Origin of the sequence: Brevibacterium sp. S111 (assembly GCF_004745075.1) — a bacterium.
GTDB lineage: Bacteria > Actinomycetota > Actinomycetes > Actinomycetales > Brevibacteriaceae > Brevibacterium.
Genome location: NZ_RHFH01000001.1, coordinates 16,362 through 42,242, shown reverse-complemented (window position 1 = coordinate 42,242; position 25,881 = coordinate 16,362). Strand labels below are relative to the sequence as shown.

Genomic DNA, 25,881 nt, shown 5'->3' with positions numbered 1-25,881 from the left:
CGAAGTGCGGGATATTCTGGTAAGCGACTGATTGTGTTATCTGCGTTGTCGAACGCTCCTGCCGAGTCTTCTGTGAGTTTCGGATCCCTTGTGAGAATTCGTCGATGCAGGCCGCCGAGACGTCGAACCTGCGCCGCAGCGCCCTTGCGACACACCCGAGCGCAGGGGTCGGTGACTCGCGTGGTTACTGGCATCGGGAGCCAAGCTTCACCCGGTGTGCAGTCGGATATGTCCCACGGTTCACAGACATGACTGCGGTCATGGCCGGTGTTGGGAATTAGGTCTATCGAGAAGCAAATGGAGAACGCTTAGTGCCGACAATCCAGCAGCTCGTCCGCAAGGGACGGCATGTCAATTCAGCAGGATCTGACGCTCCTGCCCTCAAGGGCAGCCCGCAGCGTCGTGGAGTGTGCACCCGTGTGTACACCACTACCCCCAAGAAGCCGAACTCGGCTCTTCGCAAGGTCGCTCGTGTCAAGCTTTCGAGCCAGATCGAAGTGACCGCCTACATCCCCGGCGAGGGACACAACCTGCAGGAGCACTCGATCGTGCTCGTGCGCGGTGGCCGCGTCAAGGATCTGCCCGGTGTGCGCTACCGGATCGTTCGCGGTTCGCTCGACACCCAGGGCGTCAAGGGTCGTCAGCAGGCTCGCAGCAAGTACGGTGCGAAGAGGGAGAAGAAGTAATGCCACGTAAAGGTCCTGCACCCAAGCGACCGATCGTCGTTGACCCGGTCTTCAGCTCACCGCTCGTCACGCAGCTGATCAACAAGATCCTGCTCGACGGCAAGCGTTCGACCGCAGAGCGCATCGTCTACGGTGCCCTCGAGGGCACCCGCGAGAAGAACGGCAACGATCCCGTTGTCAATCTGAAGAAGGCTCTCGACAACATCCGTCCGTCCCTCGAGGTCCGTTCCCGCCGCGTCGGCGGAGCGACCTACCAGGTGCCGGTCGATGTTCGCCCGAGTCGTTCGACCACCCTGGCTCTGCGTTGGCTGGTGGGCTACGCCCGTCAGCGCCGTGAGAAGACTATGACCGAACGACTCATGAACGAGATCCTCGATGCCGCCAACGGCCTCGGTGCAGCAGTCAAGCGCCGCGAGGACGTTCACAAGATGGCCGAGTCCAACAAGGCCTTCGCCCACTACCGCTGGTAATCGTTTTCCCAGCTGCCCGGCCGGCGGACAGCGTCCGCGCGAGCTGCCGACCGGGCCGCAGGGGAGTCGAGCAAATCATCGATTGAGAGAGAGATACCGTGGCACTTGACGTGCTCACCGACCTGAACAAGGTCCGCAATATCGGCATCATGGCCCACATCGATGCCGGTAAGACAACCACGACCGAACGCATCCTCTTCTACACCGGCGTGAACTACAAGATGGGCGAGACCCACGACGGCGCCGGCACGATGGACTGGATGGCGCAGGAGAAGGAACGCGGCATCACGATCACGTCGGCCGCGACGACCTGCTACTGGCACGACAACCAGATCAACATCATCGACACCCCGGGTCACGTCGACTTCACGGTCGAGGTTGAGCGCTCGCTGCGCGTCCTCGACGGTGCTGTCGCCGTGTTCGACGGCAAGGAAGGTGTCGAACCGCAGTCCGAGACCGTGTGGCGTCAGGCTGACAAGTACGACGTTCCGCGTGTCTGCTTCGTCAACAAGATGGACAAGCTCGGCGCAGACTTCTACTTCACCGTCCAGACGATCAAGGAGCGCCTCGGAGCCAAGCCGCTGGTCATTCAGCTGCCCATCGGTGCCGAGAGCGAATTCGCCGGTGTCGTCGACCTGCTTGACATGAAGGCCTACGTCTGGCCGGACGAGTCCAAGATGGGTCAGGACATGACCGAGATCGAGATCCCCGAGGATCTCAAGGAGAAGGCTGTCGAGTACCGTGCGCAGCTCGTCGAGGACGTCGCCGAGAGTTCGGAAGAGCTCATGGAGAAGTACCTCGAGGGCGAAGAGCTCACGACTGCCGACGTCAAGGCCGGAATCCGCGAGCTCGTCATCAAGTCGGAAGCCTTCCCGGTCATGTGCGGTTCCGCATACAAGAACAAGGGCGTCCAGCCCATGCTCAATGCGGTCATCGACTACCTGCCCTCGCCGCTCGATGTGCCTCCGATGATCGGACACAACCCGAGCAACGAGGAAGAGGACCTCACCCGCAAGCCCGCCAAGGACGAACCGTTCTCGGCACTGGCGTTCAAGGTCTCCACACACCCGTTCTTCGGATCGCTGACGTATGTCCGCGTGTACTCCGGTCATGTGAAGTCCGGTGAACAGGTGCTCAACACCACTTCGGGCAAGAAGGAACGCGTCGGCAAGCTCTTCCAGATGCACTCCAACAAGGAGAACCCCGTGGAAGAGGCCTTCGCCGGCCACATCTACGCCTTCATCGGTCTCAAGGAGACCACAACGGGTGACACGCTCAGCGATCCGGCCAATCCGATCGCGCTTGAGTCGATGACCTTCCCGGAGCCGGTGATCTCCGTGGCCATTGAGCCGAAGACGAAGAGCGACCAGGAGAAGCTGTCCTCGGCGATCCAGAAGTTCGTCAAGGAAGACCCGACCTACCAGGTCGAGCTCGACGAGGAGACCGGTCAGACGGTCATCCGCGGAATGGGCGAACTCCACCTCGACATCCTCGTCGACCGCATGCGTCGCGAGTTCAAGGTGGAGGCGAATGTGGGCAAGCCTCAGGTCGCCTACCGTGAGACCATCCGTCGCACTGTCGAGAAATACGATTACACCCACAAGAAGCAGACGGGTGGATCGGGACAGTTCGCGAAGGTCCAGGTCACCTTCGAACCTCTCGAGGTCGATGGCGATACGATCTACGAATTCGAGAATGCCATCACGGGCGGACGCGTTCCGCGCGAGTACATTCCGAGTGTCGATGCCGGAATCCAGGATGCCATGCAGCTTGGCACACTGGCCGGCTACCCGATGGTCGGTGTCAAGGCCACCCTGGTCGATGGCGCCTACCACGATGTCGACTCTTCGGAGATGGCATTCAAGATCGCCGGATCGATGGTCTTCAAGGAGGCCGTCAAGAAGGCGAGCCCGGTTCTTCTCGAACCGGTCATGGACGTCGAGGTGCGCACCCCTGAGGAATACATGGGTGACGTCATCGGCGACCTGAATTCCCGGCGTGGACAGATTCAGTCGATGGACGATGCTTCCGGTGTGAAGGTCGTCAAGGCTGTGGTCCCGCTCTCGGAGATGTTCGGTTACATCGGTGATCTGCGGTCGAAGACCCAGGGCCGTGCGGTGTACTCGATGACTTTCTCCAGCTATGCGGAGGTCCCGAAGGCTGTTGCCGAGGAGATCATCCAGAAGGTGCGCGGCGGAGAGTAATCTCCGGAATCCGGTCGCCCCGGTGACCAAGAACATGGTCATCGGAATGAAAGATAACCAACAAAAGGTCTAAGATATGTACCGCATATCTTTTGACAACCACGAGGAGGAACCCAGTGGCAAAGGCTAGTTTCGAACGGACTAAGCCGCACGTCAACATCGGCACCATCGGCCACGTTGACCACGGAAAGACCACCCTGACCGCCGCGATCACCAAGGTCCTGGCGGATCAGTACCCGGAGCTCAACGAAGCTCGCGCCTTCGATCAGGTCGACAACGCACCTGAGGAGAAGGAGCGCGGCATCACCATCAACGTCTCGCACGTTGAGTACCAGACGGAGAAGCGTCACTACGCTCACGTCGATGCCCCGGGCCACGCTGACTACGTGAAGAACATGATCACCGGTGCAGCTCAGATGGACGGTGCGATCCTCGTCGTGGCCGCTACCGACGGTCCGATGCCTCAGACCCGTGAGCACGTGCTGCTCGCGCGTCAGGTCGGTGTGCCCTACATCGTCTGCGCTCTGAACAAGTCCGACATGGTCGATGACGAAGAGCTCCTCGAGCTCGTCGAATTCGAGGTTCGCGACCTGCTCTCGAGCCAGGACTTCGATGGCGACAACGCACCGGTCATCCCGGTCTCCGCTCTCAAGGCGCTGGAAGGCGACGAGAAGTGGGTCAAGAGCGTGCAGGATCTCATGGCTGCCGTCGACGACAACGTTCCCGAGCCGGAGCGCGATGTCGACAAGCCGTTCCTCATGCCCGTCGAGGACGTCTTCACGATCACCGGTCGTGGAACCGTCGTCACCGGTCGTGTCGAGCGCGGTGTGCTCCTGCCGAACGACGAAATCGAAATCGTCGGCATCAAGGAGAAGTCGTCCAAGACGACCGTCACCGCTATCGAGATGTTCCGCAAGGTTCTGCCGGATGCTCGTGCAGGCGAGAACGTCGGTCTGCTCCTCCGCGGCACCAAGCGTGAGGACGTGGAGCGCGGTCAGGTCATCGTGAAGCCGGGTTCGATCACCCCGCACACCAAGTTCGAAGCTCAGGTCTACATCCTGAGCAAGGACGAGGGCGGACGTCACAACCCGTTCTACTCGAACTACCGTCCGCAGTTCTACTTCCGGACCACGGACGTCACCGGCGTCATCACGCTGCCCGAGGGCACCGAGATGGTCATGCCCGGCGACAACACCGACATGTCGGTCGAGCTCATCCAGCCGATCGCCATGGAGGACGGCCTCCGCTTCGCAATCCGCGAAGGTGGCCGCACCGTCGGCGCTGGTCGAGTCACGAAGATCAACGCCTGATCTGACTCACCGAGTACCACAGGCAGGGCCGCAGTCCTTCGGGACTGCGGCCCTTGCCGCATTCACCGGCCCGATCGGCCTGCGAAGACTCCGGTCGGAGCGCAGGGCGGCCTTGAGAGATCCCTCACAGGAGCGATGGCTGGAATTGCGCCTGTGAAGTGCTATGTGACAAGATAGTGAAGTTGCGTTTTGAGCGTTGACCCCTGCACTGCGGTAGAGATACCGCGAACAGCTCAGAACACTATCGGATCGATGAATCTGCAGCATGCGGGTTCGGACCGAGCAGCCAATGAGTAGAAGCGCCGTCGGCGGCTGATGGGCAGAAGTGAGAATTTCTCCGTCAGGAACAGCCGACACGCCCGACCTCGGGGGTCGGTCATGGTCAGCCGGCACAGACGGCAGTCACTTTCGGGTGCTGCGGGTTGATGGCCGGAAGTAACTAAAGAAAGAGACGACGCCATGGCGGGACAGAAGATCCGCATTCGGCTCAAGTCGTACGACCACGCTGTGATTGACAGTGCCGCGCGCAAGATCGTGGACACCGTCACTCGTGCTGGTGCGACTGTTGTGGGCCCCGTGCCGTTGCCGACGGAGAAGAACGTGTACTGCGTCATCCGTTCGCCGCACAAGTACAAGGACAGCCGTGAGCATTTCGAGATGCGCACGCACAAGCGTCTGATCGACATCGTCGACCCGACGCCGAAGGCCGTCGATTCGCTTATGCGTCTCGACCTCGCTGACGACGTCAACATCGAGATCAAGCTCTAAGGGAGGCAGCAATGGCGAACACTCGTTCATCGGCTCTCCCGACCACCCGCAAGGTCAAGGGCCTTCTGGGAACCAAGCTGGGCATGACCCAGGTGTGGGATGAGCAGAACAACCTCGTTCCGGTGACCGTCGTGGCCACCGGAAACAACGTCGTGACCCAGATCCGCAACGAGGAAACCGATGGTTACCCCGCCGTGCAGATCGCGTTCGGCGAGATCGATCCTCGTAAGGTCAACAAGCCGACTGCAGGCCACTTCGAGAAGGCCGGCGTGACCCCACGTCGTCACCTCGTCGAACTGCGCACCGCAGACGCTGCTGACTACGAGCTCGGCCAGGAACTCGGTGTCGACTCGTTCGAGTCCGGGATCAAGGTCGATGTGACCGCGAAGACCAAGGGCAAGGGAACCGCCGGTGTCATGAAGCGTCACGGCTTCGCCGGTGTCGGTGCCTCCCACGGTCAGCACCGCAACCACCGCAAGCCAGGTTCGATCGGCGGCGCCGCAACACCTGGTCGCGTGTTCAAGGGTATGCGCATGGCCGGCCGTATGGGCGCTGTCAAGCACACCACCCAGAACCTCACGATCCACGCCGTGGACAGCGAGAACAACTTCCTGCTCATCAAGGGTGCCGTTCCCGGCCCCAAGGGTGGAGTCGTCCTCGTTCGCTCGGCCGTGAAGGAGGCCTGAACGTAATGACTGATGTCAAGACAGTCGACGTCATCGATGCCGCTGGTGCCAAGTCCGGTTCCGTTGAGCTGCCCGCCGAAGTCTTCGGTGTGCCTGCAAACGTGCCGCTGATCCACCAGGTCGTCGTTGCGCAGCTCGCTGCGGCCCGTCAGGGCACACACAAGACGAAGACCCGTTCCGAGGTCCGCGGAGGTGGCCGCAAGCCGTACCGTCAGAAGGGAACCGGCAACGCCCGTCAGGGTTCGATCCGCGCTCCTCAGTACAACGGCGGCGGTATCGTGCACGGACCGGTTCCGCGCGACTACTCGCAGCGGACCCCCAAGAAGATGAAGGCTGCCGCACTGCGCGGTGCCCTGTCCGATCGTGCACGGCTCGATCAGGTCTTCGTCGTGAAGAATCTGGTCACCGGCGACGCACCGTCGACCAAGCAGGCGAAGGCCGCACTGGCCGGCCTGTCCGACCGTAAGAACACCCTTGTGGTGCTCGATCGCGACGACGAGCTCAACAACTTGAGCGTGCGCAACCTGCCGCATGTCCACGTGCTCACCTTCGATCAGCTCAACACCTACGATGTGCTGCTCGCCGATGACATCGTGTTCACCGAGGCAGCTCTGCAGTCGTTCCTGAGCGGCAACCGCAAATCGGAGGACGCATCATGAGTCTCAACTTCAAGGACCCGCGCGACATCATCGTCGCACCGGTCGTCTCGGAGAAGACGTACAGCCTGATGGACGAAGGAAAGTACACCTTCCTCGTCGACCAGGACTCGAACAAATCCGAGATCAAGCACGCCATTGAATCGATCTTCGATGTGCAGGTCGCCAAGGTCAACACCCTGAATCGCCAGGGCAAGCGCCGCCGTACCCGCACCGGTTGGGGAAAGCGCAAGGACACCAAGCGTGCCATTGTCGCCCTCAAGGACGGATCGATCGACATCTTCGGTGGATCGCTCTAAGCGATCCTTCGTCAAAGAAGGACAAGACTCATGGGAATCCGTAAGCACAAGCCGACGACCCCGGGCCGCCGTGGCTCGTCGGTCGCCGACTTCGTCGAAGTGACCCGGTCTACACCGGAGAAGTCGCTTCTGCGTCCGCTGCCCAAGCGCGGCGGCCGCAACAGCCAGGGACGCGTGACCACCCGCCACCAAGGCGGCGGTCACAAGCGCCAATACCGTGTCATCGACTTCCGCCGCCATGACAAAGATGGCGTTCCGGCGAAGGTCGCACACATCGAATATGACCCGAACCGTACGGCTCGCATCGCTCTGCTGCATTATGCAGACGGAGAGAAGCGCTACATCCTCGCCCCGCAGAACCTCAAGCAGGGTGCACAGGTGGAAGCCGGTCCGGGTGCAGACATCAAGCCGGGCAACAACCTTGCCCTGCGCAACATCCCGGTCGGTACCGTGCTGCACGCAGTTGAAATGCGTCCCGGCGGCGGTGCCAAGATCGCTCGTTCTGCCGGTTCGTCCGTGCAGCTCGTGGCGAAGTACGGCCGTTTCGCACAGCTGCGGATGCCTTCGGGCGAAATCCGCAATGTTGATGCGCGCTGCCGTGGCACGGTCGGCGAGGTCGGCAACGCCGAGCAGTCGAACATCAGCTGGGGCAAAGCAGGCCGCATGCGTTGGAAGGGCCATCGCCCGTCCGTCCGCGGTGTCGTGATGAACCCGATCGACCACCCGCATGGTGGTGGCGAGGGCCGTACTTCGGGTGGTCGTCACCCAGTCAGCCCGTGGGGTCAGTTGGAGGGCCGCACACGCCGGCCGAACAAAGAGAGCGACAAGTACATCGTGCGCCGTCGCCGGACCGGCAAGAAGCGCTGATTGGAGTACTGACTTATGCCTCGTAGCCTCAAAAAGGGTCCTTTCGTCGACGAGCACCTTTACCAGAAGGTCGCTCGCCAGAACGAGAAGAACACCAAAAATGTCATCAAAACATGGTCTCGTCGCTCGATGATCATCCCGGACTTCCTGGGACACACCATCGCGGTACATGACGGACGCAAGCATGTCCCCGTCTTCATCACTGAGTCGATGGTCGGACACAAGCTCGGCGAGTTCGCACCGACACGGACGTTCCGTGGCCACGAAAAGGACGATCGCAAGGGTCGCCGCCGCTGAGGCGGGGCACTCTTACGATCCTAGACAAGAGAGAAGGAAGCGATGGAAGCCAAGGCTAAGGCGCGTTACCTGCGCGTCACGCCTCGCAAGGCTCGGCGCGTCATCGACCTCATTCGTGGTCAGCAGGCGACCGAAGCACTTGCAGTGTTGAAGTTTGCAGAACAGTCGGCATCAGATCCGATTTACAAGCTCGTTGCCTCCGGCATCGCCAATGCGCGTGGCCGGGCCGACGAGGAAGGCGTTGCGTTCGACGAGAACGAACTGGTCATCTCCGAAGCATTCGTGGACGAGGGACCGACCATGAAGCGGTTCCGTCCGCGTGCCCAGGGTCGCGCTTTTCGCATCGAGAAGCGCACGAGCCACGTGACCGTGGTCCTGGCCAGCGGCGACGACCTGCCTCAGCGCAAGAGCCGGAAGGGGAACCGCTAATGGGCCAGAAGATCAATCCGAACGGATTCCGACTCGGAATCACCACGGATCACAAGTCGAAGTGGTTCGCTGACTCGACCAAGCCGGGGCAGCGCTACAAGGACTACGTGCTCGAGGATGTCAAGATCCGCGAGATGATGAACACCGGCCTCGAACGGGCTGGCATCTCGAAGGTCAACATCGAGCGCACGCGTGACCGTGTTCGCGTCGATATCCACACCGCACGTCCGGGCATCGTCATCGGACGTCGTGGAGCCGAAGCGGACCGCATCCGCGGTCAGCTCGAGAAGCTCACCGGCAAGCAGATTCAGCTCAATATCCTTGAGGTGAAGAACCCCGAGATCGACGCACAGCTCGTCGCTCAGGGAGTTGCCGAACAGCTCGCCAGCCGCGTGGCCTTCCGCCGCGCAATGCGCAAGGCGATCCAGAGCGCGCAGCGTGCCGGTGCCAAGGGCATCCGCGTGCAGTGCTCCGGCCGCCTCGGCGGTGCTGAGATGAGCCGGTCCGAGTTCTACCGCGAAGGCCGTGTGCCGCTGCACACCCTGCGTGCGAACATCGATTTCGGTCTCCACGAAGCACACACCACATTCGGACGCATCGGCGTCAAGGTGTGGATCTACAAGGGCGACATGACCGACAAGGAGCTTGCTGCCGAGCAGGCGAAGGCTCCTGCTGCTCGTGGCCCGCGTGGCCGTGGGCGCGGTCGTGGTGGCCGCGGACGTGGTCAGGAAGGCGCACCGCGCCGGGGTGACCAGGCCCGTAACACTGAGAACAATGCCGAAGCCCCCGCGGCTGAGGCCGGATCGGAGGGCTGAGATATGTTGATCCCTCGTCGAGTGAAATTCCGTAAGCAGCACCATCCCCGTCGGGGCGGCGCCGCCAAGGGAGGCACGACGGTGTCCTTCGGTGACTACGGCATCCAGGCTCTCGAGCCCGCCTACGTCACCAACCGGCAGATCGAGGCCGCACGTATTGCCATGACGCGCTACATCAAGCGCGGCGGCAAGGTGTGGATCAACATCTACCCCGACCACCCGCTGACGAAGAAGCCTGCCGAGACCCGTATGGGTTCCGGTAAGGGATCGCCTGAATGGTGGATCGCCAATGTCAAGCCGGGTCGGGTCATGTTCGAACTCGCCGGTGTGTCCGAGGAAGTTGCTCGCGAGGCTCTGCGCCTGGCGATCCACAAGCTTCCGCTGAAGGCCCGTATCGTGGCCCGCGAAGGTGGTGAGTGAGAATGGCAATCGGTTCGAAGAACCTTTCCATCGACGCACTGGACGGTTTCGACAACGAGCGTCTGCTCGAGGAGCTCAAGAAGGCCAAGGCCGAGCTGTTCAACCTGCGTTTCCAGTCGGCCACCGGCCAGCTGGAGAGCCACGGTCGCCTCAAGGCTGTGCGTCGCGACATCGCTCGTATCTACACCGTGCTCAACGAACGGGAGCTGGACATCCGTCCGAACCCCGCTGATGCTAAGGAAGAGGGCAAGTGATGGCGGAGACCGCGAACACTGAGGCCACTGCTGCGGAGCGGAACTCCCGCAAGACTGCACGTGGTTACGTCGTATCCGACAAAATGGACAAGACCATCGTCGTCGAGGTCGAGGAGCGCATGAAGCACCGCCTCTACGGCAAGGTCCTGCGCAAGTCGGTCAAGTACAAGGTTCACGATGAGGAGAACACCGCCGGTATCGGTGATTTCGTCCTCGTGGCCGAGACGCGGCCGCTTTCGGCCGCGAAGCGTTGGCGGCTCGTCGAGATCATCGAACGCGCTAAGTAACCAACGCCACCCCACCCACCCGGTCCCGCCCGCGGTCTCCTGGAGACTGCGGGCGGCTACCGGGAACGGGGTGAAATGTCAATGAATCCGTTCCGCAAGGCTCACGCCTGTGCGTGAGAACCAGCGCGACGACAGGAGAAAATAGTGATTCAGCAAGAGTCGCGACTCAAAGTCGCCGACAACACTGGCGCCAAGCAGATCCTGGCCATCAGGATCCTGGGTGGCTCCGGTCGGCGCTACGCCTCGATCGGTGACACCATCGTGGCAACCGTCAAGGACGCAATCCCCGGCGGAAACGTGAAGAAGGGTGACATCGTCAAGGCTGTCATCGTTCGCACCGCCAAGGAACGCCGTCGTCCCGACGGCTCCTACATCAAGTTCGACGAGAATGCAGCTGTCATCCTCAAGAACGATGAGGAGCCGCGCGGAACCCGCATCTTCGGGCCCGTGGGACGCGAACTCCGCGACAAGAAGTTCATGAAGATCGTCTCCCTGGCACCGGAGGTGTTGTGAGCATGGCGAACAAGCTCAAGATCAAGAAGGGCGATCTCGTCCAGGTGATCGCAGGCGCTCGGGAGTCACGCGGTGGCGATCGCGGGAAGCAGGGCAAGGTTCTTGCCGTCTACCCCGAACGCAACCGTGTGCTCGTCGAGGGCGTCAACCGCGTGATCAAGCACAAGAAGGCTACGCAGACTCAGGCCGGCGGCACCGCTGGTGGCCGTGAGACCCACGAAGCCCCCATCCACGTGTCCAACGTGGCGCTCGTTGATCCCAAGGACAACAAGCCCACCCGCGTCGGATACCGCGAAGAGAACGTCGAGCGCGATGGTCGCACCAAGACCGTTCGGGTTCGCTACTCGCGTCGCACCGGGGAGGAGATCTGATGACGGAAACAACCACCAGCCGTCCCGCACCGCGTCTCAAGCAGATTTACCGCAATGAGATCGTGGCGAAGATGCAGGAAGAGTTCAACTACGCCAACCCCATGCAGGTTCCCGGACTGACCAAGGTCGTCGTGAACATGGGTGTGGGTGACGCAGCACGCGATTCCAAGCTGATCGAAGGCGCCGTCAACGATCTGACTCTGATCACCGGTCAGAAGCCGGTCGTGACCCGGGCTCGGAAGTCCATCGCTCAGTTCAAGCTGCGCGAGGGCCAGCCCATCGGTGTCCACGTCACCATGCGTGGAGCACGGATGTGGGAGTTCATCGACCGCGTCATCACCCTGGCACTGCCGCGTATCCGCGACTTCCGCGGACTCTCGGATCGTCAGTTCGACGGACACGGCAACTATACCTTCGGTCTCACGGAGCAGTCGATGTTCCACGAGATCGACCAGGACCGGATCGACCGTGTCCGCGGTATGGATATCACCGTGGTCACCACTGCCACGACGGACGATGAGGGACGTGCACTGCTGCGTCACCTCGGGTTCCCGTTCAAGACAAAATAATCGCTACGTTGCAGGTCCAAGCACAGCATGTGGGCGGAAACCGTAACGAGGAAGGGCAAGTGCCCAAATGACAATGACTGATCCAGTCGCAGACATGCTCACGCGTCTGCGCAACGCCAACTCGGCTTATCACGAGGACGTCAGCATGCCGTTCTCGAAACTCAAGTCGAACATCGCCGAGATCCTCAAGACGGAGGGTTACATCACCGGCTGGAGCGTCGAAGACGCCGAGGTCGGAAAGACCCTGTTCCTGGACCTCAAGTTCGGACCCAACCGGGAACGTTCCATCGCCGGACTGCGTCGTGTGTCGAAGCCGGGACTGCGCGTCTACGCGAAGTCCACGAACCTGCCCAAGGTTCTCGGCGGACTCGGCATCGCCATCCTGTCGACCTCGTCAGGCCTCCTGACAGACCGCCAGGCCGCCAAGAAGGGTGTGGGTGGGGAAGTCCTCGCCTACGTCTGGTAAGGAAGGAGAGAAGAATATGTCACGTATTGGCAAGAACCCGATCTCCGTTCCCAGCGGCGTCGAGGTCAAGGTCGACGGCCAGGATGTTGCCGTCAAGGGACCCAAGGGCGAACTGTCTGTCACCATCGCCGAGCCGATCACCGTATCGCTCGAAGACGGTGTCGTCACCGTGGCGCGTCCGGACGAGGAGCGCGAATCGCGTTCCCTGCACGGACTGTCACGCACGCTCATCAACAACCTGATCGTCGGTGTGACCGAGGGCTACTCCAAGGGCCTCGAGATCGTCGGAACCGGTTACCGTGTGCAGGCCAAGGGATCGAACCTCGAGTTCGCCCTCGGCTACAGCCATCCCATCGTCGTCGAGCCGCCTGAGGGAATCTCCTTCAGCGTCGAGGGTCAGACGAAGGTCGGCGTCCACGGAATCGACAAGCAGCTGGTCGGTGAGACCGCTGCAAACATCCGGAAGCTGCGCAGGCCCGAACCCTACAAGGGCAAAGGTGTGCGCTACGCCGGCGAAATCGTCCGTCGCAAGGTCGGAAAGGCTGGTAAGTAAAGATGGCCTTTGGCAAGAAGGAAAGCTACGGCAAGGGCAGGGCTGCTGCTCGCAAGCGTCGTCACGCTCGTCTGCGCAAGCATGTGAGCGGTACGGCCGAGCGCCCGCGCCTCTCAGTGACTCGTTCCACGCGCCATGTCTTCGTCCAGGTCATCGACGACACCGTCGGCAAGACCCTGGTCTCGGCCTCCACCATGGAAGCCGATCTGCGGACATTCGAAGGCGACAAGACCGGCAAAGCCCGCAAGGTGGGCGAACTGGTTGCCCAGCGCGCCAAGGACGCCGGTATCGAAGCCGTCGTATTCGACCGTGGAGGCAACGCCTACCACGGCCGTGTGCAGGCAATCGCCGAAGGTGCCCGTGAAGGAGGATTGGCCCTATGAGCACTGAAGAGAACAAGGAACAGCAGGCGACTGCTGAGACGCGCACCGACAACAGCGGTGACCGTTCCTCCCGTGGCCGCGGCCAGGGTGGACAGGGCGGCCAGGGCCGCGGACGCGGCGAAGGCCGTGGGCGTGGCGGTCGCAACGATCGTGACGACAAGAACCAGTTCGTCGAGCACGTCATCACCATCAACCGCGTGTCGAAGGTCGTCAAGGGTGGACGTCGGTTCTCCTTCACGGCTCTCGTCGTGGTTGGCGACGGCGACGGCATGGTCGGCATGGGCTATGGCAAGGCGAAGGAAGTTCCTGCCGCCATCGCCAAGGGTGTTGAGGAAGCGAAGAAAAACTTCTTCCGTGTCCCCCGCATCCAGAAGACCATTCCGCACCCGGTCCAGGGCGAGGAAGCCGCAGGCGTTGTCCTGCTGCGTCCGGCCGCTCCCGGTACCGGTGTCATCGCCGGCGGACCCGTCCGTGCAGTCCTCGATGCCGCTGGCGTCCAGGATGTGCTGTCGAAGTCGCTGGGTTCGTCGAACGCGATCAACATCGTGCACGCTGCGATCACCGCGCTGAAGAGCCTCGAACGGCCCGAGGAAGTTGCGGCTCGCCGCGGCCTTCCCGTCGACGAGGTTGCTCCGCACGCATTGCTGCGAGCAGCTGCTGAAAGTGGGGCGAAGTCCTGATGGCAAAGCTCAAGATTACTCAGCGCAAGTCCGCTATCGGTTACCGTCAGAGCCAGCGCGATACGCTGCGTTCGCTCGGTCTCAAGCGGACCAACGACGTTGTGGTGCAGGATGATCGCCCGGAGATCCGGGGAATGATCAACGCTGTTCGCCACATCGTGACTGTGGAAGAGGTCGATTGATATGTCGAACAACGACTCGCTGAAGCTGCACGATCTGCACCCGGCCCCCGGAGCCAAGACCACCAAGACCCGTGTGGGTCGTGGTGAGGCTTCGAAGGGTAAGACCGCCGGTCGCGGAACCAAGGGCACGAAGGCCCGTTACCAGGTTCCGCACGGCTTCGAGGGCGGCCAGACACCGATGCACATGCGTCTGCCGAAGCTGCGTGGGTTCAAGAACCCGGCCAAGGTGACGTTCCAGGTTGTCAACCTCGACAAGCTGTCCGCCCTGTTCCCCGAGGGAGGAGACGTCACCGTCGCCGATCTCGTGGCTAAGGGTGCTGTGCGTCCCAAGCAGCCCGTCAAGGTTCTCGGCACCGGTGAGATCACCGTGGCTCTGAACATCACTGCAGACAAGTTCTCCGGCTCAGCGGCCGAGAAGATCAAGGCTGCAGGCGGAAGCGCCAGCGAAGCCTGATCGGATCCGTTGGAACGGGCCTGAGGCTTCAATGCTGAAAGAGGGGGCGGTCACTGCGGTGACCGCCCCCTTCTGCATGCCCGGCAATACCCCGGGAATCACTCCGAAACCAGTCTGTCGGGCCACTGACCGGTTTCAGTCTAGAGGTCATACCCTGATAGTCTTTTGCAGGTATTTGTCTCATTCGCCAGGTCGCGACCACGACTCTGACTTTTCATCCGCCAACGAGGAGGACGCTTGATCGGCGCAATCCGGAGGGCTTTCAGAACGCCCGACTTGAGGAACAAACTCCTCTTCACCCTGGGCATTCTTGTCATCTTCCGACTCGGCTCGTTCATTCCCTCGCCCGGCATCGATTACACCCAGGTGCAGGAGTGTGTGGCTTCGCCTCAGCTGAATGAGGGCGGATTCGCAATGATCAACCTCTTCAGCGGTGGCGCTCTGCTGCAGCTGTCGATCTTCGCTCTGGGCATCATGCCCTACATCACGGCGAGCATCATCGTGCAGCTCCTGCGCGTGGTCATCCCGCGCTTCGAATCCCTCCACAAGGAAGGGGCGTCCGGGCAGGCGAAGCTGACCCAGTACACTCGTTACCTCACCATCGGCCTGGCGATCCTCAACTCGACCACGCTCGTGGCCACTGTCCGTTCGGGTGCGCTCTTCGGCAGCGTCGAAGGCTGCACCGACCTCATCGCCAACGACACCTGGTGGGGCATCGCAGTCCTCGTGCTCACGCTCACCGCTGGTACCGGCCTCATCATGTGGCTGGGCGAGCAGATCACCGAGCACGGTGTCGGCAATGGTATGTCGCTGCTGATCTTCACCTCTGTCGCCTCGGCGTTCCCGTCCTCGCTCGGTGCGATCTTCCGCGAGCAGGGCGTCGACATCTTCCTCATCGTCTTGGCGGTCGGCCTGGTCCTCGTCGCGCTCGTCGTCTTCGTCGAACAGTCGCAGCGTCGCGTGCCCGTCCAGTACGCGAAGCGGATGGTCGGGCGTCGTATGTTCGGGGGCACCTCGACCTATATCCCGATCAAGGTGAACATGGCCGGAGTCATCCCCGTCATCTTCGCCTCCTCGGTGCTCTACCTGCCGAGCCTGATCTCGCAGTTCTTCGATCCCGAGTCGAAGTGGGTCGAATGGATCAACACCTACTTCACCCGCGGCGATCACCCGATCTACATCACCGTCTACGCTCTGCTGACGATCTTCTTCGCCTACTTCTACGTGGCGATCACCTTCAATCCCGAAGAGGTCGCGGACAACATGAAGAAGTACGGCGGGTTCATCCCCGGCATCCGCGCCGGTCGACCGACAGCCGAATACCTCAGCTTCGTGCTCAGCCGCATCAACTTCCCCGGTTCGCTCTACTTGGCCTTCGTCGCCCTCATTCCGCTCATCGCGCTGGTGCTCATCAACGCGAACCAGAACTTCCCGTTCGGCGGAACTTCGCTGCTCATCGTCGTGGGCGTCGGCCTTGAGACGGTCAAGCAGATCGATGCGCAGATGCAGCAGCGCCACTATGAAGGACTGTTGCGCTGATTTGACCTGACGCTGAGCTTCAGCGGACAACCATTGGAAGGACACCTTATGAGTTCACGCATTATCCTGATCGGCCCCCCGGGAGCCGGCAAGGGCACCCAGGCGGCTCGTCTGTCGGAGGCGCTCGGCGTCCCGGCGATCTCCACCGGAGACATCTTCCGGGCGAACGTGAAGGGTGAGACCGAGCTCGGCAAGCTCGCCAAGCGCTACATGGACGCCGGCGAGTACGTTCCCGACGAGGTCACGAACTCGATGGTCGCTGACCGTTTGGCTCAGGACGATGCGGCAGACGGGTTCCTGCTCGACGGCTACCCGCGCACCAGCGCCCAGGTCGAAGAACTCGATCGGATGCTCTCGGCCGAAGACAAGGCGATCGAACACGTCGTCGAACTCACTGCTGACACCGACGAAGTCGTCGCTCGTCTGCTCGCCCGCGCACAGACCGAGGGCCGCAGCGATGACAGCGAAGACGTCATCCGCCACCGCCTCGACGTCTACGAAGAGCAGACCCAGCCGCTGACCGACATCTACCGCAGCCGCGGTCTGCTGCGCCAGGTCGACGGCCTCGGAGAGGTCAACGACATCACTGACCGTATCCTGTCTTCCATTCGATGATCTTCGGACCACGGATCGAGCTCAAGACTCCTGCGGAGCTCGAGCTCATGCACCGGGCCGGGCAGCTGACACGCCAAGTGCTCTCAGCCGCCCGGTCCGCGGCCGTTCCCGGTGCCACGACCACCGAGGTGGACGCCGCGGCCGAAGCAGTCATCGATGCCGCCGACGCGCGGTCGAATTTCAAGGGATACCAGGGATTCCCCGCCGTGGTGTGCATCTCCGTGAATGAGGAGATCGTCCACGGCATCCCAGGCAGTCGTGTCCTCGCAGCAGGTGACATCGTCTCGATCGACGGCGGTGCCATCGTCGATGGCTTCCACGGAGATTCGGCACTGACGATGATCGTCGGCGGCGATGATGCCGGCACCGAAGCGGACCGTCTGCTCTCCGTCGCCACCGAGACGGCGATGTGGACCGGCATCGCCGCATTCGCCACCGGCACGAAGGTCAGCGACATCGGCGACGCCATCGACGACTTCGTGACTGAGAACCATCCGCATCTGGGTCTCGTCGAGGAATTCACCGGGCACGGCATCGGCACTGCCATGCACATGGCACCTGAAGTGCTCAACTACCGCGCCCGGTCGAACGGACCGAAGATCAAGGCGGGAATGTGCCTGGCGATCGAGCCGATGCTCACCACGGGAGGTGGGGACACCCGCACCCTCGCCGATGACTGGACGGTCGTGACGGCGGACGGTTCTCGGGCGAGTCACTGGGAGCACAGTGTGGCCCGCCACGACGGGGGAGTCTGGGTGCTGACCGCCGAGGATGGGGGAGCGGCCGGGTTGGCGCCGTTCGGAATCACACCTGTGCCTCCGAAGAGCGCCTGAGGGGAGAACTCAGGTCGTCAGCGCCTGCTTCTTCAGTGAAGCCCTGCCGACGAAATAGACGGCGGTGAAGGTTCCCGACGCCGCCATGAGTGCGAGAGCGAACATCCACGCCGCCGTCTCGACGATGTTGAATCCGGCCAACTGGAATGCGCAGAACGCGATGAATGCCGTGATTGCGCCGGCCAGCACACCGGCTGTGCGTGACATCTGATAGGCGCGCTGCTCGAGAGTGTACGTGTGGTCATCCATGTCGTGGCTCCTTAGACGCATCGTCGCGATCTCGGTCCTGTCGGCACCGATACTTGTGTTTTCACGGTAGGATCTCGCCATGGCGAGTGTCTACGATGTCCCGAAACGTCAGACAGATGTGGGCGATCGCTATCGGATGACACGGATCGCCTTCGACGTGATCTCCGCGTTCGGATGCCTTCAGGCCAGCGGTCTGCCGGGTCCGGTGATTGTCAGCATCCTCGGCGAACACGGGTATTCGTCCTCGAGCGTCCACAACCAGCTCGTGCGGATGGTCCGACGGGGGATCCTTTGCAGTGAACGGGTCGGACGGGTGTCCGTCTACCGGCTCAGCGCGCACATCCTCTCAGGCTTCACCGATATCGCCGGCGATCATGTCTTCCCCGAATACGAAGGTCGCTTTCACACCATCCTGTACTCGGTTCGCGAGGCCGCACGAGGCGTGCGTGACCGTCTGCAGTACATCGCCCGCAGTCTCGGCTACGGACAGCTGCGCCCGGGGATTCTCGTGGGTTTCTCCGACCGCAGTGCGCAGCTGGATGCGCGTCTGCCCGCGATCGCCGATCCCGGCTGGTATGAGACCGCCGTTCTGACTCCCGAGTCAGTGGAGGCGGCACGCAGGATGACCTCCCGAGCCTTCGGCCTCGACGCGGCCCTCGCCCAGCTGCCTGCGCTGGAAGAGCGGATGAACGCACTGAGCGCAAATGGTTCAGCGCCGGCTACCGGACGTGTGGGACTGAGTCTCAGCAGCTTCTTCGATCTGTACTTCGATGTTGCCCGGGATGTGATGGCCCACCCTCTGCTGCCCGAAGTGCTCGTCGAAGGCACACAGCCGGCCGTGAGGTTCCGGAAGCTGATGAATCAGTGCAACCTCGAGTACTACCTCAGATTCGACCAGAGGATCCTCGAATGTGCGGGGTCGTGCTCGTCCTATGACCTCATCGAATGGCTGCCGCAGCGATGACCCGGGTCGCAGCCCTCATGCATGGTCCGAAGAATCTCAGAGAATCCGAGCGATCCGTTCGACCGCCTCGGTGAGCAGGGGACGGGGGAGTGCGAAGTTGAACCGGATATGTCCGGCACCGACCTCACCGCACAGTCGTCCCTCGGTCACTGCCACCCCCGCGCGGAAATTGATCGTTTCGGCCAGTCCCGACTCGAGACCGTAGCCGCGCAGATCCAGCCACGCCAGGTACGTGCCCTCCGGCTGGATGTAGGCGGCGTTGGGCAGTAGCGAGGTGACGAGATCGGTGAACAGGTCGCGACTGCCTTTGAGGTAGCCGTTGACCTCGTCGAGCCAGTCGAGTGAACGGGTATAGGCAGCTGTGGTTGCGAGCATTCCGGGATTCGATGCCGCCCCGGAGACGAATTGACCCTTCTGCTTCCACGTTTCTCGATCGCTCGGGGAGGTCAGGATCAGCTGTGCGCATTTGAGGCCGGGGATGTTGAAGGCCTTCGACGCGGCCGTCGCGGTGGTGGTGTGGGCGGCGGTCGCCTCGGTGAGGGTGGCGTAGGGAATGTGCTTGGCGGGGTCGTAGACGACGGGGGCGTGGATTTCGTCAGAGAACACCCGGGCCTCCTCGGCCTCGACCACCTCGGCGAGGGCCAACAGCTCGTCTTCGGTGTAGACCTTGCCGATGGGGTTGTGAGGGTTGCACAGAACGAGGGTGGCGCCGGGGGTGAGCGCAGCGGCGATGGCGTCGAGATCGAGCGACCACCCGGTTTCCGAGCGCAGCATCGGCGCTTCGATGAGGCGGCGGCCGGTGACCCGGGCGACGTCGAAGAACGGCATGTACGCCGGGGTCGGGAGCACGATCGGGGTGTCGGCAGGTGTGAGGTGGGTGAGCACGCCGAGGAACGCCGCGAGCACATCGCTGGCCGGCTCGATGTGTTCGACGGGGATCTGCCACCCGTAGCGGTCGGCGCAGAATCCGGAGGTCGCGGCTCTGAGTTCGGCTGTGAGGTCGGCGGGAGCGTAGCCGTAGAGGTCACGGTCGTCGATCACCTGGAGGGATCGGCGCACGGCGGGAGCGACGCCGAAGTCCATCTCGGCGATGAATGCGCCGATCGAACCGGGGAAGGCAGACCATTTGCGGCCGCCCTTCGCAACCAGGGACTCCTGCGTGATGGCGTCGAACTCGGACATCGTCGTTCTCCTCTGCTGGACGATTCGGCGGTACCGGGCGGAGCGGTGTGCGCAATCGCTCCGACCGTGACTGCTGCCGTGGGACGGACGGGCGCTCGTCGCACACAGCCGCATGCGTCGGTGCCCGCCCGAATGAGTTTCTCACGCTAGCAGTCGAGACCATCGTCCGGTGCGCAGCCTGTCGTCGGGAGTCATAGGAGGGACCTGAATCGGCAGAGGGGAGCCGTGCCGGGCGGCTGCGGCACGGCGCGGACGGGATTGTAAGGGACTTCACGCGCAGAAGCGAACACCGTGTGGAAGATTCTTCGCACGTGGTGTAGGGTTGTGGATTGGTCTGTTCTCACTCAACTCACCCTTTTTCAGATGTGGGCGGCTTCTGCCATCCACGTCTTTTATGTGGTGACGAGAGCGACGGGCCATGGGGTCACCGGCATTGAGTCGGTGATACACGATTACGTCGAACGCGAAGGTTTCGCGGGAATACGAGGTTAGCGAGCGATATGGCCAAAAAAGAAGGGGTCATTGAGATCGAAGGCACCGTTGTCGAAGCTCTGCCGAACGCATCGTTTCGGGTTGAGCTGAGCAACGGGCACAAGGTGCTGGCACATATCTCCGGAAAGATGCGTCAGCACTACATCCGCATCCTTCCCGAGGACCGGGTCATTGTGGAGCTGTCTCCATACGATCTCTCGCGCGGACGAATCGTTTACCGCTACAAGTAAGGATCTTCGATCATTCGCGTCTTGCTCCCTTCAGGGCAAGGACCGAAAGAAGGAAAAACGATGAAGGTTAAGCCCAGCGTCAAGAAGATCTGCGAGAACTGCCAGATTACCCGCCGTCACGGTCGGGTCATCGTCATCTGCTCCAACCCGCGCCACAAGCAGCGCCAGGGTTGAGCAGCTCTTCGAGCAGATCGAAGCTCCTCTGAGGAGCTTCAGCAGCACCACACCCGCGCAAACCTCGCCATCTGCGCCCGGGCCCCTGTGAAGTGAGAACTTCTCAGGCGAAGGCACAGGACGATACCTCCGGTCGGGGGCCGGAGACCTTGGGGGACCAGGGACAGGTTTGCATCAGCACCTCCGAAACAACAACAGGAGACAGTACCTATGGCACGACTTGCCGGAGTCGACATCCCGCGTGAAAAGCGCGTGGAAGTCGCCTTGACTTACATCTATGGTGTGGGCCGCACCCGTGCGCGCCAGACCCTGACCGAAACGGGAATCAGCCCTGATACCCGTGTGAAGGACTTGAGCGACGCCGAGCTCGTCCAGCTGCGTGACTACATCGAGGGCACATTCCAGGTTGAGGGTGACCTCCGTCGTGAGGTGGCCGCCGATATCCGCCGCAAGGTCGAAATCGGAAGCTATGAAGGCCTGCGTCACCGCCGCGGTCTGCCGGTTCGCGGACAGCGGACCAAGACGAATGCGCGTACCCGCAAGGGCCCCAAGCGCACCGTGGCCGGTAAGAAGAAGTAATTCGCTCACCCCGGTTGGCTGCGGCCAACCACCTCGATCAGGAGTAGGAATCTATGCCTCCCAAGTCACGCGCCGCTACAGTGCGCAAGCCTCGCCGCAAGCTGAAGAAGAATATCGTCGCCGGCCAGGCTCACATCAAATCAACCTTCAACAACACCATCGTGTCGATCACTGATCCGAGCGGTGCTGTCATCTCCTGGGCCTCCTCAGGTGAGGTCGGCTTCAAGGGTTCGCGCAAGTCGACCCCGTACGCCGCACAGATGGCTGCCGAATCGGCTGCTCGTCGCGCGCAGGAACACGGCCTGAAGAAGGTCGACGTGTTCGTCAAGGGACCCGGCTCGGGTCGTGAGACCGCGATCCGTTCGCTGCAGGCCGCGGGCCTGGAACTGGGCACCATCCAGGATGTCACCCCGGTTCCGTTCAACGGCTGCCGTCCCCCCAAGCGCCGCCGCGGCTGATCCTTCCGTGGAACTGCAACGGATGACGGGCGGGAGCCCGGCATCGGTCGCAGAACGGATTCCCAGATAACCCGAACCGTTCTTCATGGCTCATGCCATGACGTGCAGTGCGAACGTCATATAGCGGATGTTCGCTGAAAGGAAGCCCACGTGCTCATTGCACAGCGCCCAACGCTCACGGAAGAAGTCGTCTCCGATAACCGCTCACGGTTCGCCATCGAACCGCTCGAGCCAGGATTCGGCTACACCCTCGGCAACTCGCTTCGCCGGACTCTGCTGTCATCGATTCCCGGTGCATCCGTCACGTCCATCAGGATCGACGGAGTTCTCCACGAGTTCAGCACCGTTCCGGGGGTCAAAGAGGATGTCACTGAGTTCATCCTCAACCTGAAGTCCCTGGTCGTGTCGTCCGAATTCGACGAACCGGTCGTCGCCTACCTGCGCAAGCAGGGTCCTGGCACTGTGACCGCTGCCGATGTCTCTGCTCCTGCTGGGGTCGAGATCCACAATCCGGACCTGCACATCGCCACGCTGAATGGTGAGGGGCGTCTGGACATGGAACTGACCATCGAACGCGGACGCGGATACGTTTCGAGCGCTCAGAACAAGAACGCGGATGCAGAGATCGGCCGGATCCCGGTCGATTCGATCTACTCCCCGGTTCTCAAGGTCACCTACAAGGTCGAAGCCACACGCGTCGAACAGCGCACTGACTTCGATCGTCTGGTCCTCGATGTTGAAACCAAGCCCTCGATGACTCCGCGCGACGCGATCGCGTCTGCGGGCAAGACCCTGGTCGAGCTCTTCGGCCTGGCTCGAGAGCTCAACGTCGAAGCCGAAGGCATCGAGATCGGACCCTCGCCTGTGGACGCGGCTCTGGCCGCCGATCTGGCGCTGGCCATCGAAGACCTCGACCTGACCGTGCGCTCCTACAACTGCCTCAAGCGCGAAGGCATCCACACCGTCGGTGAGCTCGTTGCTCGCAGCGAAGCCGACCTCATGGATATCCGCAACTTTGGTTCGAAGTCGATCGACGAGGTCAAGGCCAAGCTCAACGAGCTCGGTCTCAGCCTCAAGGACAGTCCTGCCGGATTCGATTCCGGTCTCGTTGATGAGGACCAGTCCTACGTCGAAGACGAACAGTACTGATTTAGACCTAGGAGTAACTCACAATGCCAACCCCAACCAAGGGCCCCCGCCTCGGCGGATCGCCCACACACGAGCGCCAGATGCTCAACAACATGGCTGCCCAGCTGTTCGAGCACAAGCAGATCACCACCACCGTGACCAAGGCCAAGCGTCTGCGTCCGGTCGCTGAGCGGATGATCACGAACGCGAAGAAGGGTGACCTGGCTGCACGTCGTCGCGTGCTCGGTCAGATCTCTGACAAGTCGGTCGTGCACGAGCTCTTCACCTCGATCGCCGAGGCCATGGCTGAGCGTCCCGGCGGTTACACCCGGATCACGAAGATCGGCCCCCGCCCCGGCGACAACGCCCCGATGGCCGTCATCGAACTAGTCCTCGAGCCCTACTCGCCCAAGCAGGCGACCGTGAAGGAAGCCGAACAGGCGACCGCCGCTGCCGCTCCTGCTGAGGAAGAGGCTCCGGTCGAGGCTGAGGTCGTCGATGAGGCTTCCGAGGAAGCCTCTGCCGAGGCCGACGCCGAGGCTGCCGAGGACAAGTAAGCTCCTCTTCCGACCGTCGGCTCCGCGGTTGCGGAGGCACGGCCGAACTTCTCAGGCGGGCACCCACCAGGGTGCCCGCCTGAAATGCATTCACTCCGCCGTCGGCCGCAACCGTGTTTGCCAACCGCGCATCGGCTTCTGCCGCCGATGAGCTGAGAGCGAAGACGCAGCGAAGGCCGGAGCATCATTGTGCTCCGGCCTTCGCTGGATCCGCCTTCAGACTCTGCCCTCAGCGGTTTCGCGCGAATGAGGACAAGTCATCGGTCGAGCATGTGCGCAGGGAGCGGCGCGGAGGCCGCCGTGTCGCGCTCACTTCGCCCGCGACAGCACCACTGACTCGTCGAATTCTCGGTCGGATTCCTCATCGTGCTTGTACGTCAGCTTGCTGACGACGACCGCAACGATGAGGTTGATCGCGAACCCGGGGATGATCTCGTAGACCGCGTCCGTCAGCGGTGTGCTCACCTGTCCCCACACGAAGGCGACGACCGCGCCGGACAGCAGCCCGGTCAGAGCGCCCCAATTGCTCAGGCGCTTCCAGAACAGGGTGAGGAGGACAATCGGACCGAACGATGCTCCGAAGCCGGCCCAGGCGAAGGCGACGAGGTCGAGGATGCTGTTCGACGGGGAGAGCGCCAGCACTACGGCGATGATCGCGACGACGAGGACACCGAGACGGCCGAGGAGCACATAGGTTTTGTCCTGCAGCGTGCGCGTGGACCCTGTTCGCAGAGCGACGATCTTGAACAGGTCCTCGATGAGTGCCGAGGAGGTCACGACCAGCTGCGAGGAGATCGTCGACATGATCGCGGCGAGGACCGCTGCCAGCACGAGTCCGGCGATGAACGGGTGGAACAGGATCTGCGCGAGATCGAGGAACACGGTCTCCGCGTCCGTCGGCTCCTGTGCGGCGTGTTCGGAGAAGTAGGAGATGCCGACGATCGCGGTGGCCACGGCGCCGAGTGCCGAAATCGCCATCCAGCTGACTCCGATGCGGCGGGCGACGGTGGCGTCAGCCGGGGTGCGCAGCGCCATGAAGCGCACGATGATGTGCGGCTGACCGAAGTAGCCCAGACCCCACGCGAGTGAGGAGACGATCGACATGATCGTAGCGAAAGTCCAGAAGTCGCCTGAGCCCAGAAGATTGAGCAGACCCGGGTCGATCTCCGAGACGTTCCTGATCACGGCCGCCGGTCCACCGGCATTGATGACTGCGACGATCGGTACGGCGACGAGGGCTGCGAACATCAGCAGTCCCTGGGCGACGTCTGTCAGCGTCGCACCGAGGAAGCCTCCGAAGAGAGTGTAGATCATGGTGATCGCGGCGACGAGGAGCATCCCCCCGATGTAGTTGAGCCCGAAGCTCGATTCGAAGAACTTTCCGGCAGCGACCATGCCTGAGGAGACATAGAAGGTGAAGAACACGAGGATGATGACGCCGCAGACGATGCGCAGCAGGCGGGTGCGGTCTTTCAACCGCTGTTCGAAGAAGCTGGGGATCGTGATCGAATCACCGGCCCGCTCCGTGAACGCTCGCAGACGCGGTGCCACGAACTTCCAGTTCACCCACGCACCGATCGTCAATCCGATGGCGATCCAGGCCTCGATGAGACCGGAGAGGTAAACGGCTCCGGGCAGTCCCATGAGCAGCCATCCGGACATATCCGATGCGCCGGCGCTCAGGGCCGCCACGCTCGGGCGCAGACCACGCCCGGCGAGCATATAGTCGTCGAGGTTGTTCCTGGTCCGGCGATAGGCGAACCATCCGATGGACAGCATCCCGACGAAATAGAGAACGATGGCAATCGTACGGAAAGTGGTTTCCGTCATCTGAGCTCAGCTCCTTCTGTAGACCGAGGCGACTTTACAGCAGGAGTGGTTCCGGGTGTGAATTCGCTGGCAATCTGCATGGCGCGAGCCTACACCTCCGTCGCCGCGTACGGGGGCGGTGTAGTCGAATCGCAATGCTTCGGTGACGTTGCCGAGGCGGCAGACGACGGTCGACCCCTACCGCGGGGACGTATGCGGGGTCAGCCGCGGGGACCGCGGCGCCGCGGTCGGCGATCATCCGACGGTGAACGCGGCGAGCGGGGGATCCGGAAGGGCTTCGCGGCAGGCTGTGTTTGCCTCAGTGAACTGCGCATCGGCCGGTTCCAGACGGCCTGACGGTGATGGAGGTCTGCAACCGAGAAGGTGGGCCATACGCCGGCGAGATGTTTGAAGAACGGGGGAAGGTGCTGATGAGATAGGTGTGGCCGGGAT

General features: G+C 62.2%; 37 protein-coding genes. 34 read left to right on the top strand and 3 right to left on the bottom strand.

The window, feature by feature from the left end:
* Positions 1-311: 311 nt before the first annotated feature.
* From rpsL to map, 27 genes are all read left to right on the top strand, one after another.
* Entirely contained in the window at positions 312-686 is a 375-nt protein-coding gene (gene rpsL / locus EB836_RS00260) for a 30S ribosomal protein S12 (RefSeq protein WP_092015674.1), read from the top strand.
* Positions 686-1,156, top strand: a complete 471-nt coding sequence (rpsG, locus tag EB836_RS00255; RefSeq protein WP_135537132.1) for a 30S ribosomal protein S7 — start codon at positions 686-688, stop codon at positions 1,154-1,156. Before rpsL ends, rpsG begins: the two co-directional genes overlap by 1 nt.
* Positions 1,157-1,254: 98 nt before the next feature.
* Positions 1,255-3,360, top strand: coding sequence for an elongation factor G (gene fusA, locus EB836_RS00250; RefSeq protein WP_135537131.1), 2,106 nt, complete (start codon positions 1,255-1,257; stop codon positions 3,358-3,360).
* Positions 3,361-3,476: 116 nt separating this feature from the next.
* On the top strand, positions 3,477-4,670 hold the full coding sequence (tuf, locus tag EB836_RS00245) for an elongation factor Tu (RefSeq protein WP_135537130.1): 1,194 nt from the start codon (positions 3,477-3,479) through the stop codon (positions 4,668-4,670).
* A 459-nt stretch (positions 4,671-5,129) separates the two neighbouring features.
* Positions 5,130-5,438: a 30S ribosomal protein S10 gene (rpsJ, locus tag EB836_RS00240; protein ID WP_009379191.1), complete on the top strand. Its 309-nt coding sequence runs from the start codon at positions 5,130-5,132 to the stop codon at positions 5,436-5,438.
* Positions 5,439-5,449: 11 nt separating this feature from the next.
* A complete protein-coding gene (gene rplC / locus EB836_RS00235) occupies positions 5,450-6,124 on the top strand; it encodes a 50S ribosomal protein L3 (protein WP_135537129.1) in 675 nt (224 codons plus the stop codon).
* 5 nt (positions 6,125-6,129) lie between these two features.
* On the top strand, positions 6,130-6,783 hold the full coding sequence (gene rplD / locus EB836_RS00230) for a 50S ribosomal protein L4 (RefSeq protein WP_135537128.1): 654 nt from the start codon (positions 6,130-6,132) through the stop codon (positions 6,781-6,783).
* Positions 6,780-7,079, top strand: coding sequence for a 50S ribosomal protein L23 (gene rplW / locus EB836_RS00225; RefSeq protein WP_135537127.1), 300 nt, complete (start codon positions 6,780-6,782; stop codon positions 7,077-7,079). Before rplD ends, rplW begins: the two co-directional genes overlap by 4 nt.
* Before the next feature lie 30 nt (positions 7,080-7,109).
* On the top strand, positions 7,110-7,946 hold the full coding sequence (gene rplB / locus EB836_RS00220; RefSeq protein ID WP_135537126.1) for a 50S ribosomal protein L2: 837 nt from the start codon (positions 7,110-7,112) through the stop codon (positions 7,944-7,946).
* A 15-nt stretch (positions 7,947-7,961) separates the two neighbouring features.
* Positions 7,962-8,243 (top strand): 30S ribosomal protein S19, encoded by a 282-nt coding sequence (gene rpsS / locus EB836_RS00215; protein ID WP_135537125.1) that lies wholly within the window; start codon positions 7,962-7,964, stop codon positions 8,241-8,243.
* A gap of 42 nt (positions 8,244-8,285) precedes the next feature.
* Positions 8,286-8,672: a 50S ribosomal protein L22 gene (gene rplV, locus EB836_RS00210; RefSeq protein ID WP_135537124.1), complete on the top strand. Its 387-nt coding sequence runs from the start codon at positions 8,286-8,288 to the stop codon at positions 8,670-8,672.
* Positions 8,672-9,487 carry a 30S ribosomal protein S3 gene (gene rpsC / locus EB836_RS00205; protein ID WP_135537123.1) on the top strand — a complete coding sequence of 272 codons (816 nt, stop codon included), beginning with the start codon at positions 8,672-8,674 and terminating at the stop codon, positions 9,485-9,487. The genes rplV and rpsC overlap by 1 nt, the downstream gene beginning before the upstream one ends.
* 3 nt (positions 9,488-9,490) lie before the next feature.
* Positions 9,491-9,907, top strand: coding sequence for a 50S ribosomal protein L16 (rplP, locus tag EB836_RS00200; protein ID WP_135537122.1), 417 nt, complete (start codon positions 9,491-9,493; stop codon positions 9,905-9,907).
* Between the two features lie 2 nt (positions 9,908-9,909).
* Positions 9,910-10,161 carry a 50S ribosomal protein L29 gene (gene rpmC, locus EB836_RS00195; RefSeq protein WP_135537474.1) on the top strand — a complete coding sequence of 84 codons (252 nt, stop codon included), beginning with the start codon at positions 9,910-9,912 and terminating at the stop codon, positions 10,159-10,161.
* A complete protein-coding gene (gene rpsQ / locus EB836_RS00190) occupies positions 10,161-10,448 on the top strand; it encodes a 30S ribosomal protein S17 (RefSeq protein ID WP_135537121.1) in 288 nt (95 codons plus the stop codon). Before rpmC ends, rpsQ begins: the two co-directional genes overlap by 1 nt.
* A gap of 144 nt (positions 10,449-10,592) precedes the next feature.
* Complete coding sequence (gene rplN / locus EB836_RS00185; RefSeq protein ID WP_135537120.1) at positions 10,593-10,961, top strand: 50S ribosomal protein L14; 369 nt, start codon at positions 10,593-10,595, stop codon at positions 10,959-10,961.
* 2 nt (positions 10,962-10,963) lie between these two features.
* Positions 10,964-11,332: a 50S ribosomal protein L24 gene (gene rplX, locus EB836_RS00180; protein ID WP_135537119.1), complete on the top strand. Its 369-nt coding sequence runs from the start codon at positions 10,964-10,966 to the stop codon at positions 11,330-11,332.
* Positions 11,332-11,901 (top strand): 50S ribosomal protein L5, encoded by a 570-nt coding sequence (gene rplE, locus EB836_RS00175; RefSeq protein WP_135537118.1) that lies wholly within the window; start codon positions 11,332-11,334, stop codon positions 11,899-11,901. Before rplX ends, rplE begins: the two co-directional genes overlap by 1 nt.
* Before the next feature lie 67 nt (positions 11,902-11,968).
* On the top strand, positions 11,969-12,367 hold the full coding sequence (gene rpsH / locus EB836_RS00170; protein ID WP_135537117.1) for a 30S ribosomal protein S8: 399 nt from the start codon (positions 11,969-11,971) through the stop codon (positions 12,365-12,367).
* Positions 12,368-12,383: 16 nt separating this feature from the next.
* Positions 12,384-12,920: a 50S ribosomal protein L6 gene (gene rplF, locus EB836_RS00165; protein WP_135537116.1), complete on the top strand. Its 537-nt coding sequence runs from the start codon at positions 12,384-12,386 to the stop codon at positions 12,918-12,920.
* Between the two features lie 2 nt (positions 12,921-12,922).
* Entirely contained in the window at positions 12,923-13,303 is a 381-nt protein-coding gene (gene rplR / locus EB836_RS00160) for a 50S ribosomal protein L18 (protein ID WP_135537115.1), read from the top strand.
* Positions 13,300-13,983: a 30S ribosomal protein S5 gene (gene rpsE / locus EB836_RS00155; RefSeq protein ID WP_135537114.1), complete on the top strand. Its 684-nt coding sequence runs from the start codon at positions 13,300-13,302 to the stop codon at positions 13,981-13,983. The genes rplR and rpsE overlap by 4 nt, the downstream gene beginning before the upstream one ends.
* On the top strand, positions 13,983-14,165 hold the full coding sequence (gene rpmD / locus EB836_RS00150; RefSeq protein ID WP_135537113.1) for a 50S ribosomal protein L30: 183 nt from the start codon (positions 13,983-13,985) through the stop codon (positions 14,163-14,165). Before rpsE ends, rpmD begins: the two co-directional genes overlap by 1 nt.
* A gap of 1 nt (position 14,166) precedes the next feature.
* Positions 14,167-14,619 carry a 50S ribosomal protein L15 gene (rplO, locus tag EB836_RS00145; RefSeq protein ID WP_135537112.1) on the top strand — a complete coding sequence of 151 codons (453 nt, stop codon included), beginning with the start codon at positions 14,167-14,169 and terminating at the stop codon, positions 14,617-14,619.
* A 237-nt stretch (positions 14,620-14,856) separates the two neighbouring features.
* Positions 14,857-16,158 (top strand): preprotein translocase subunit SecY, encoded by a 1,302-nt coding sequence (gene secY / locus EB836_RS00140; RefSeq protein ID WP_135537111.1) that lies wholly within the window; start codon positions 14,857-14,859, stop codon positions 16,156-16,158.
* A 48-nt stretch (positions 16,159-16,206) separates the two neighbouring features.
* Positions 16,207-16,773 (top strand): adenylate kinase, encoded by a 567-nt coding sequence (locus EB836_RS00135; RefSeq protein WP_135537110.1) that lies wholly within the window; start codon positions 16,207-16,209, stop codon positions 16,771-16,773.
* Positions 16,770-17,606: a type I methionyl aminopeptidase gene (map, locus tag EB836_RS00130; RefSeq protein WP_135537109.1), complete on the top strand. Its 837-nt coding sequence runs from the start codon at positions 16,770-16,772 to the stop codon at positions 17,604-17,606. The genes EB836_RS00135 and map overlap by 4 nt, the downstream gene beginning before the upstream one ends.
* Before the next feature lie 9 nt (positions 17,607-17,615).
* Here the strand turns inward: map and EB836_RS00125 are convergent, their stop codons facing one another.
* Positions 17,616-17,855, bottom strand: coding sequence for a hypothetical protein (locus tag EB836_RS00125; protein ID WP_135537108.1), 240 nt, complete (start codon positions 17,853-17,855; stop codon positions 17,616-17,618).
* Positions 17,856-17,934: 79 nt separating this feature from the next.
* Here EB836_RS00125 and EB836_RS00120 point away from each other — a divergent pair, with 79 nt between their 5' ends.
* Positions 17,935-18,819 (top strand): PaaX family transcriptional regulator, encoded by an 885-nt coding sequence (locus EB836_RS00120; RefSeq protein WP_135537107.1) that lies wholly within the window; start codon positions 17,935-17,937, stop codon positions 18,817-18,819.
* A 36-nt stretch (positions 18,820-18,855) separates the two neighbouring features.
* Here the strand turns inward: EB836_RS00120 and EB836_RS00115 are convergent, their stop codons facing one another.
* On the bottom strand, positions 18,856-20,001 hold the full coding sequence (locus EB836_RS00115) for an aminotransferase class I/II-fold pyridoxal phosphate-dependent enzyme (protein ID WP_135537106.1): 1,146 nt from the start codon (positions 19,999-20,001) through the stop codon (positions 18,856-18,858).
* A 500-nt stretch (positions 20,002-20,501) separates the two neighbouring features.
* On the opposite strand from EB836_RS00115, the gene infA reads away from it, so the two are divergent.
* The 6 genes from infA to rplQ all read left to right on the top strand — a co-directional run bounded on the left by infA (position 20,502) and on the right by rplQ (position 23,619).
* Positions 20,502-20,723 carry a translation initiation factor IF-1 gene (gene infA / locus EB836_RS00110; RefSeq protein ID WP_009379245.1) on the top strand — a complete coding sequence of 74 codons (222 nt, stop codon included), beginning with the start codon at positions 20,502-20,504 and terminating at the stop codon, positions 20,721-20,723.
* 60 nt (positions 20,724-20,783) lie between these two features.
* Positions 20,784-20,897, top strand: coding sequence for a 50S ribosomal protein L36 (rpmJ, locus tag EB836_RS00105; protein ID WP_009884960.1), 114 nt, complete (start codon positions 20,784-20,786; stop codon positions 20,895-20,897).
* Between the two features lie 210 nt (positions 20,898-21,107).
* Positions 21,108-21,476: a 30S ribosomal protein S13 gene (rpsM, locus tag EB836_RS00100; RefSeq protein ID WP_025777905.1), complete on the top strand. Its 369-nt coding sequence runs from the start codon at positions 21,108-21,110 to the stop codon at positions 21,474-21,476.
* A 53-nt stretch (positions 21,477-21,529) separates the two neighbouring features.
* Positions 21,530-21,934 (top strand): 30S ribosomal protein S11, encoded by a 405-nt coding sequence (gene rpsK / locus EB836_RS00095; protein ID WP_135537105.1) that lies wholly within the window; start codon positions 21,530-21,532, stop codon positions 21,932-21,934.
* Positions 21,935-22,084: 150 nt separating this feature from the next.
* Entirely contained in the window at positions 22,085-23,083 is a 999-nt protein-coding gene (locus EB836_RS00090; protein ID WP_135537104.1) for a DNA-directed RNA polymerase subunit alpha, read from the top strand.
* A 23-nt stretch (positions 23,084-23,106) separates the two neighbouring features.
* Positions 23,107-23,619: a 50S ribosomal protein L17 gene (rplQ, locus tag EB836_RS00085; protein WP_135537103.1), complete on the top strand. Its 513-nt coding sequence runs from the start codon at positions 23,107-23,109 to the stop codon at positions 23,617-23,619.
* A gap of 309 nt (positions 23,620-23,928) precedes the next feature.
* Here rplQ and putP read toward each other — a convergent pair whose 3' ends face one another.
* Positions 23,929-25,449, bottom strand: coding sequence for a sodium/proline symporter PutP (putP, locus tag EB836_RS00080; protein ID WP_135537102.1), 1,521 nt, complete (start codon positions 25,447-25,449; stop codon positions 23,929-23,931).
* Positions 25,450-25,881: the final 432 nt, after the last annotated feature.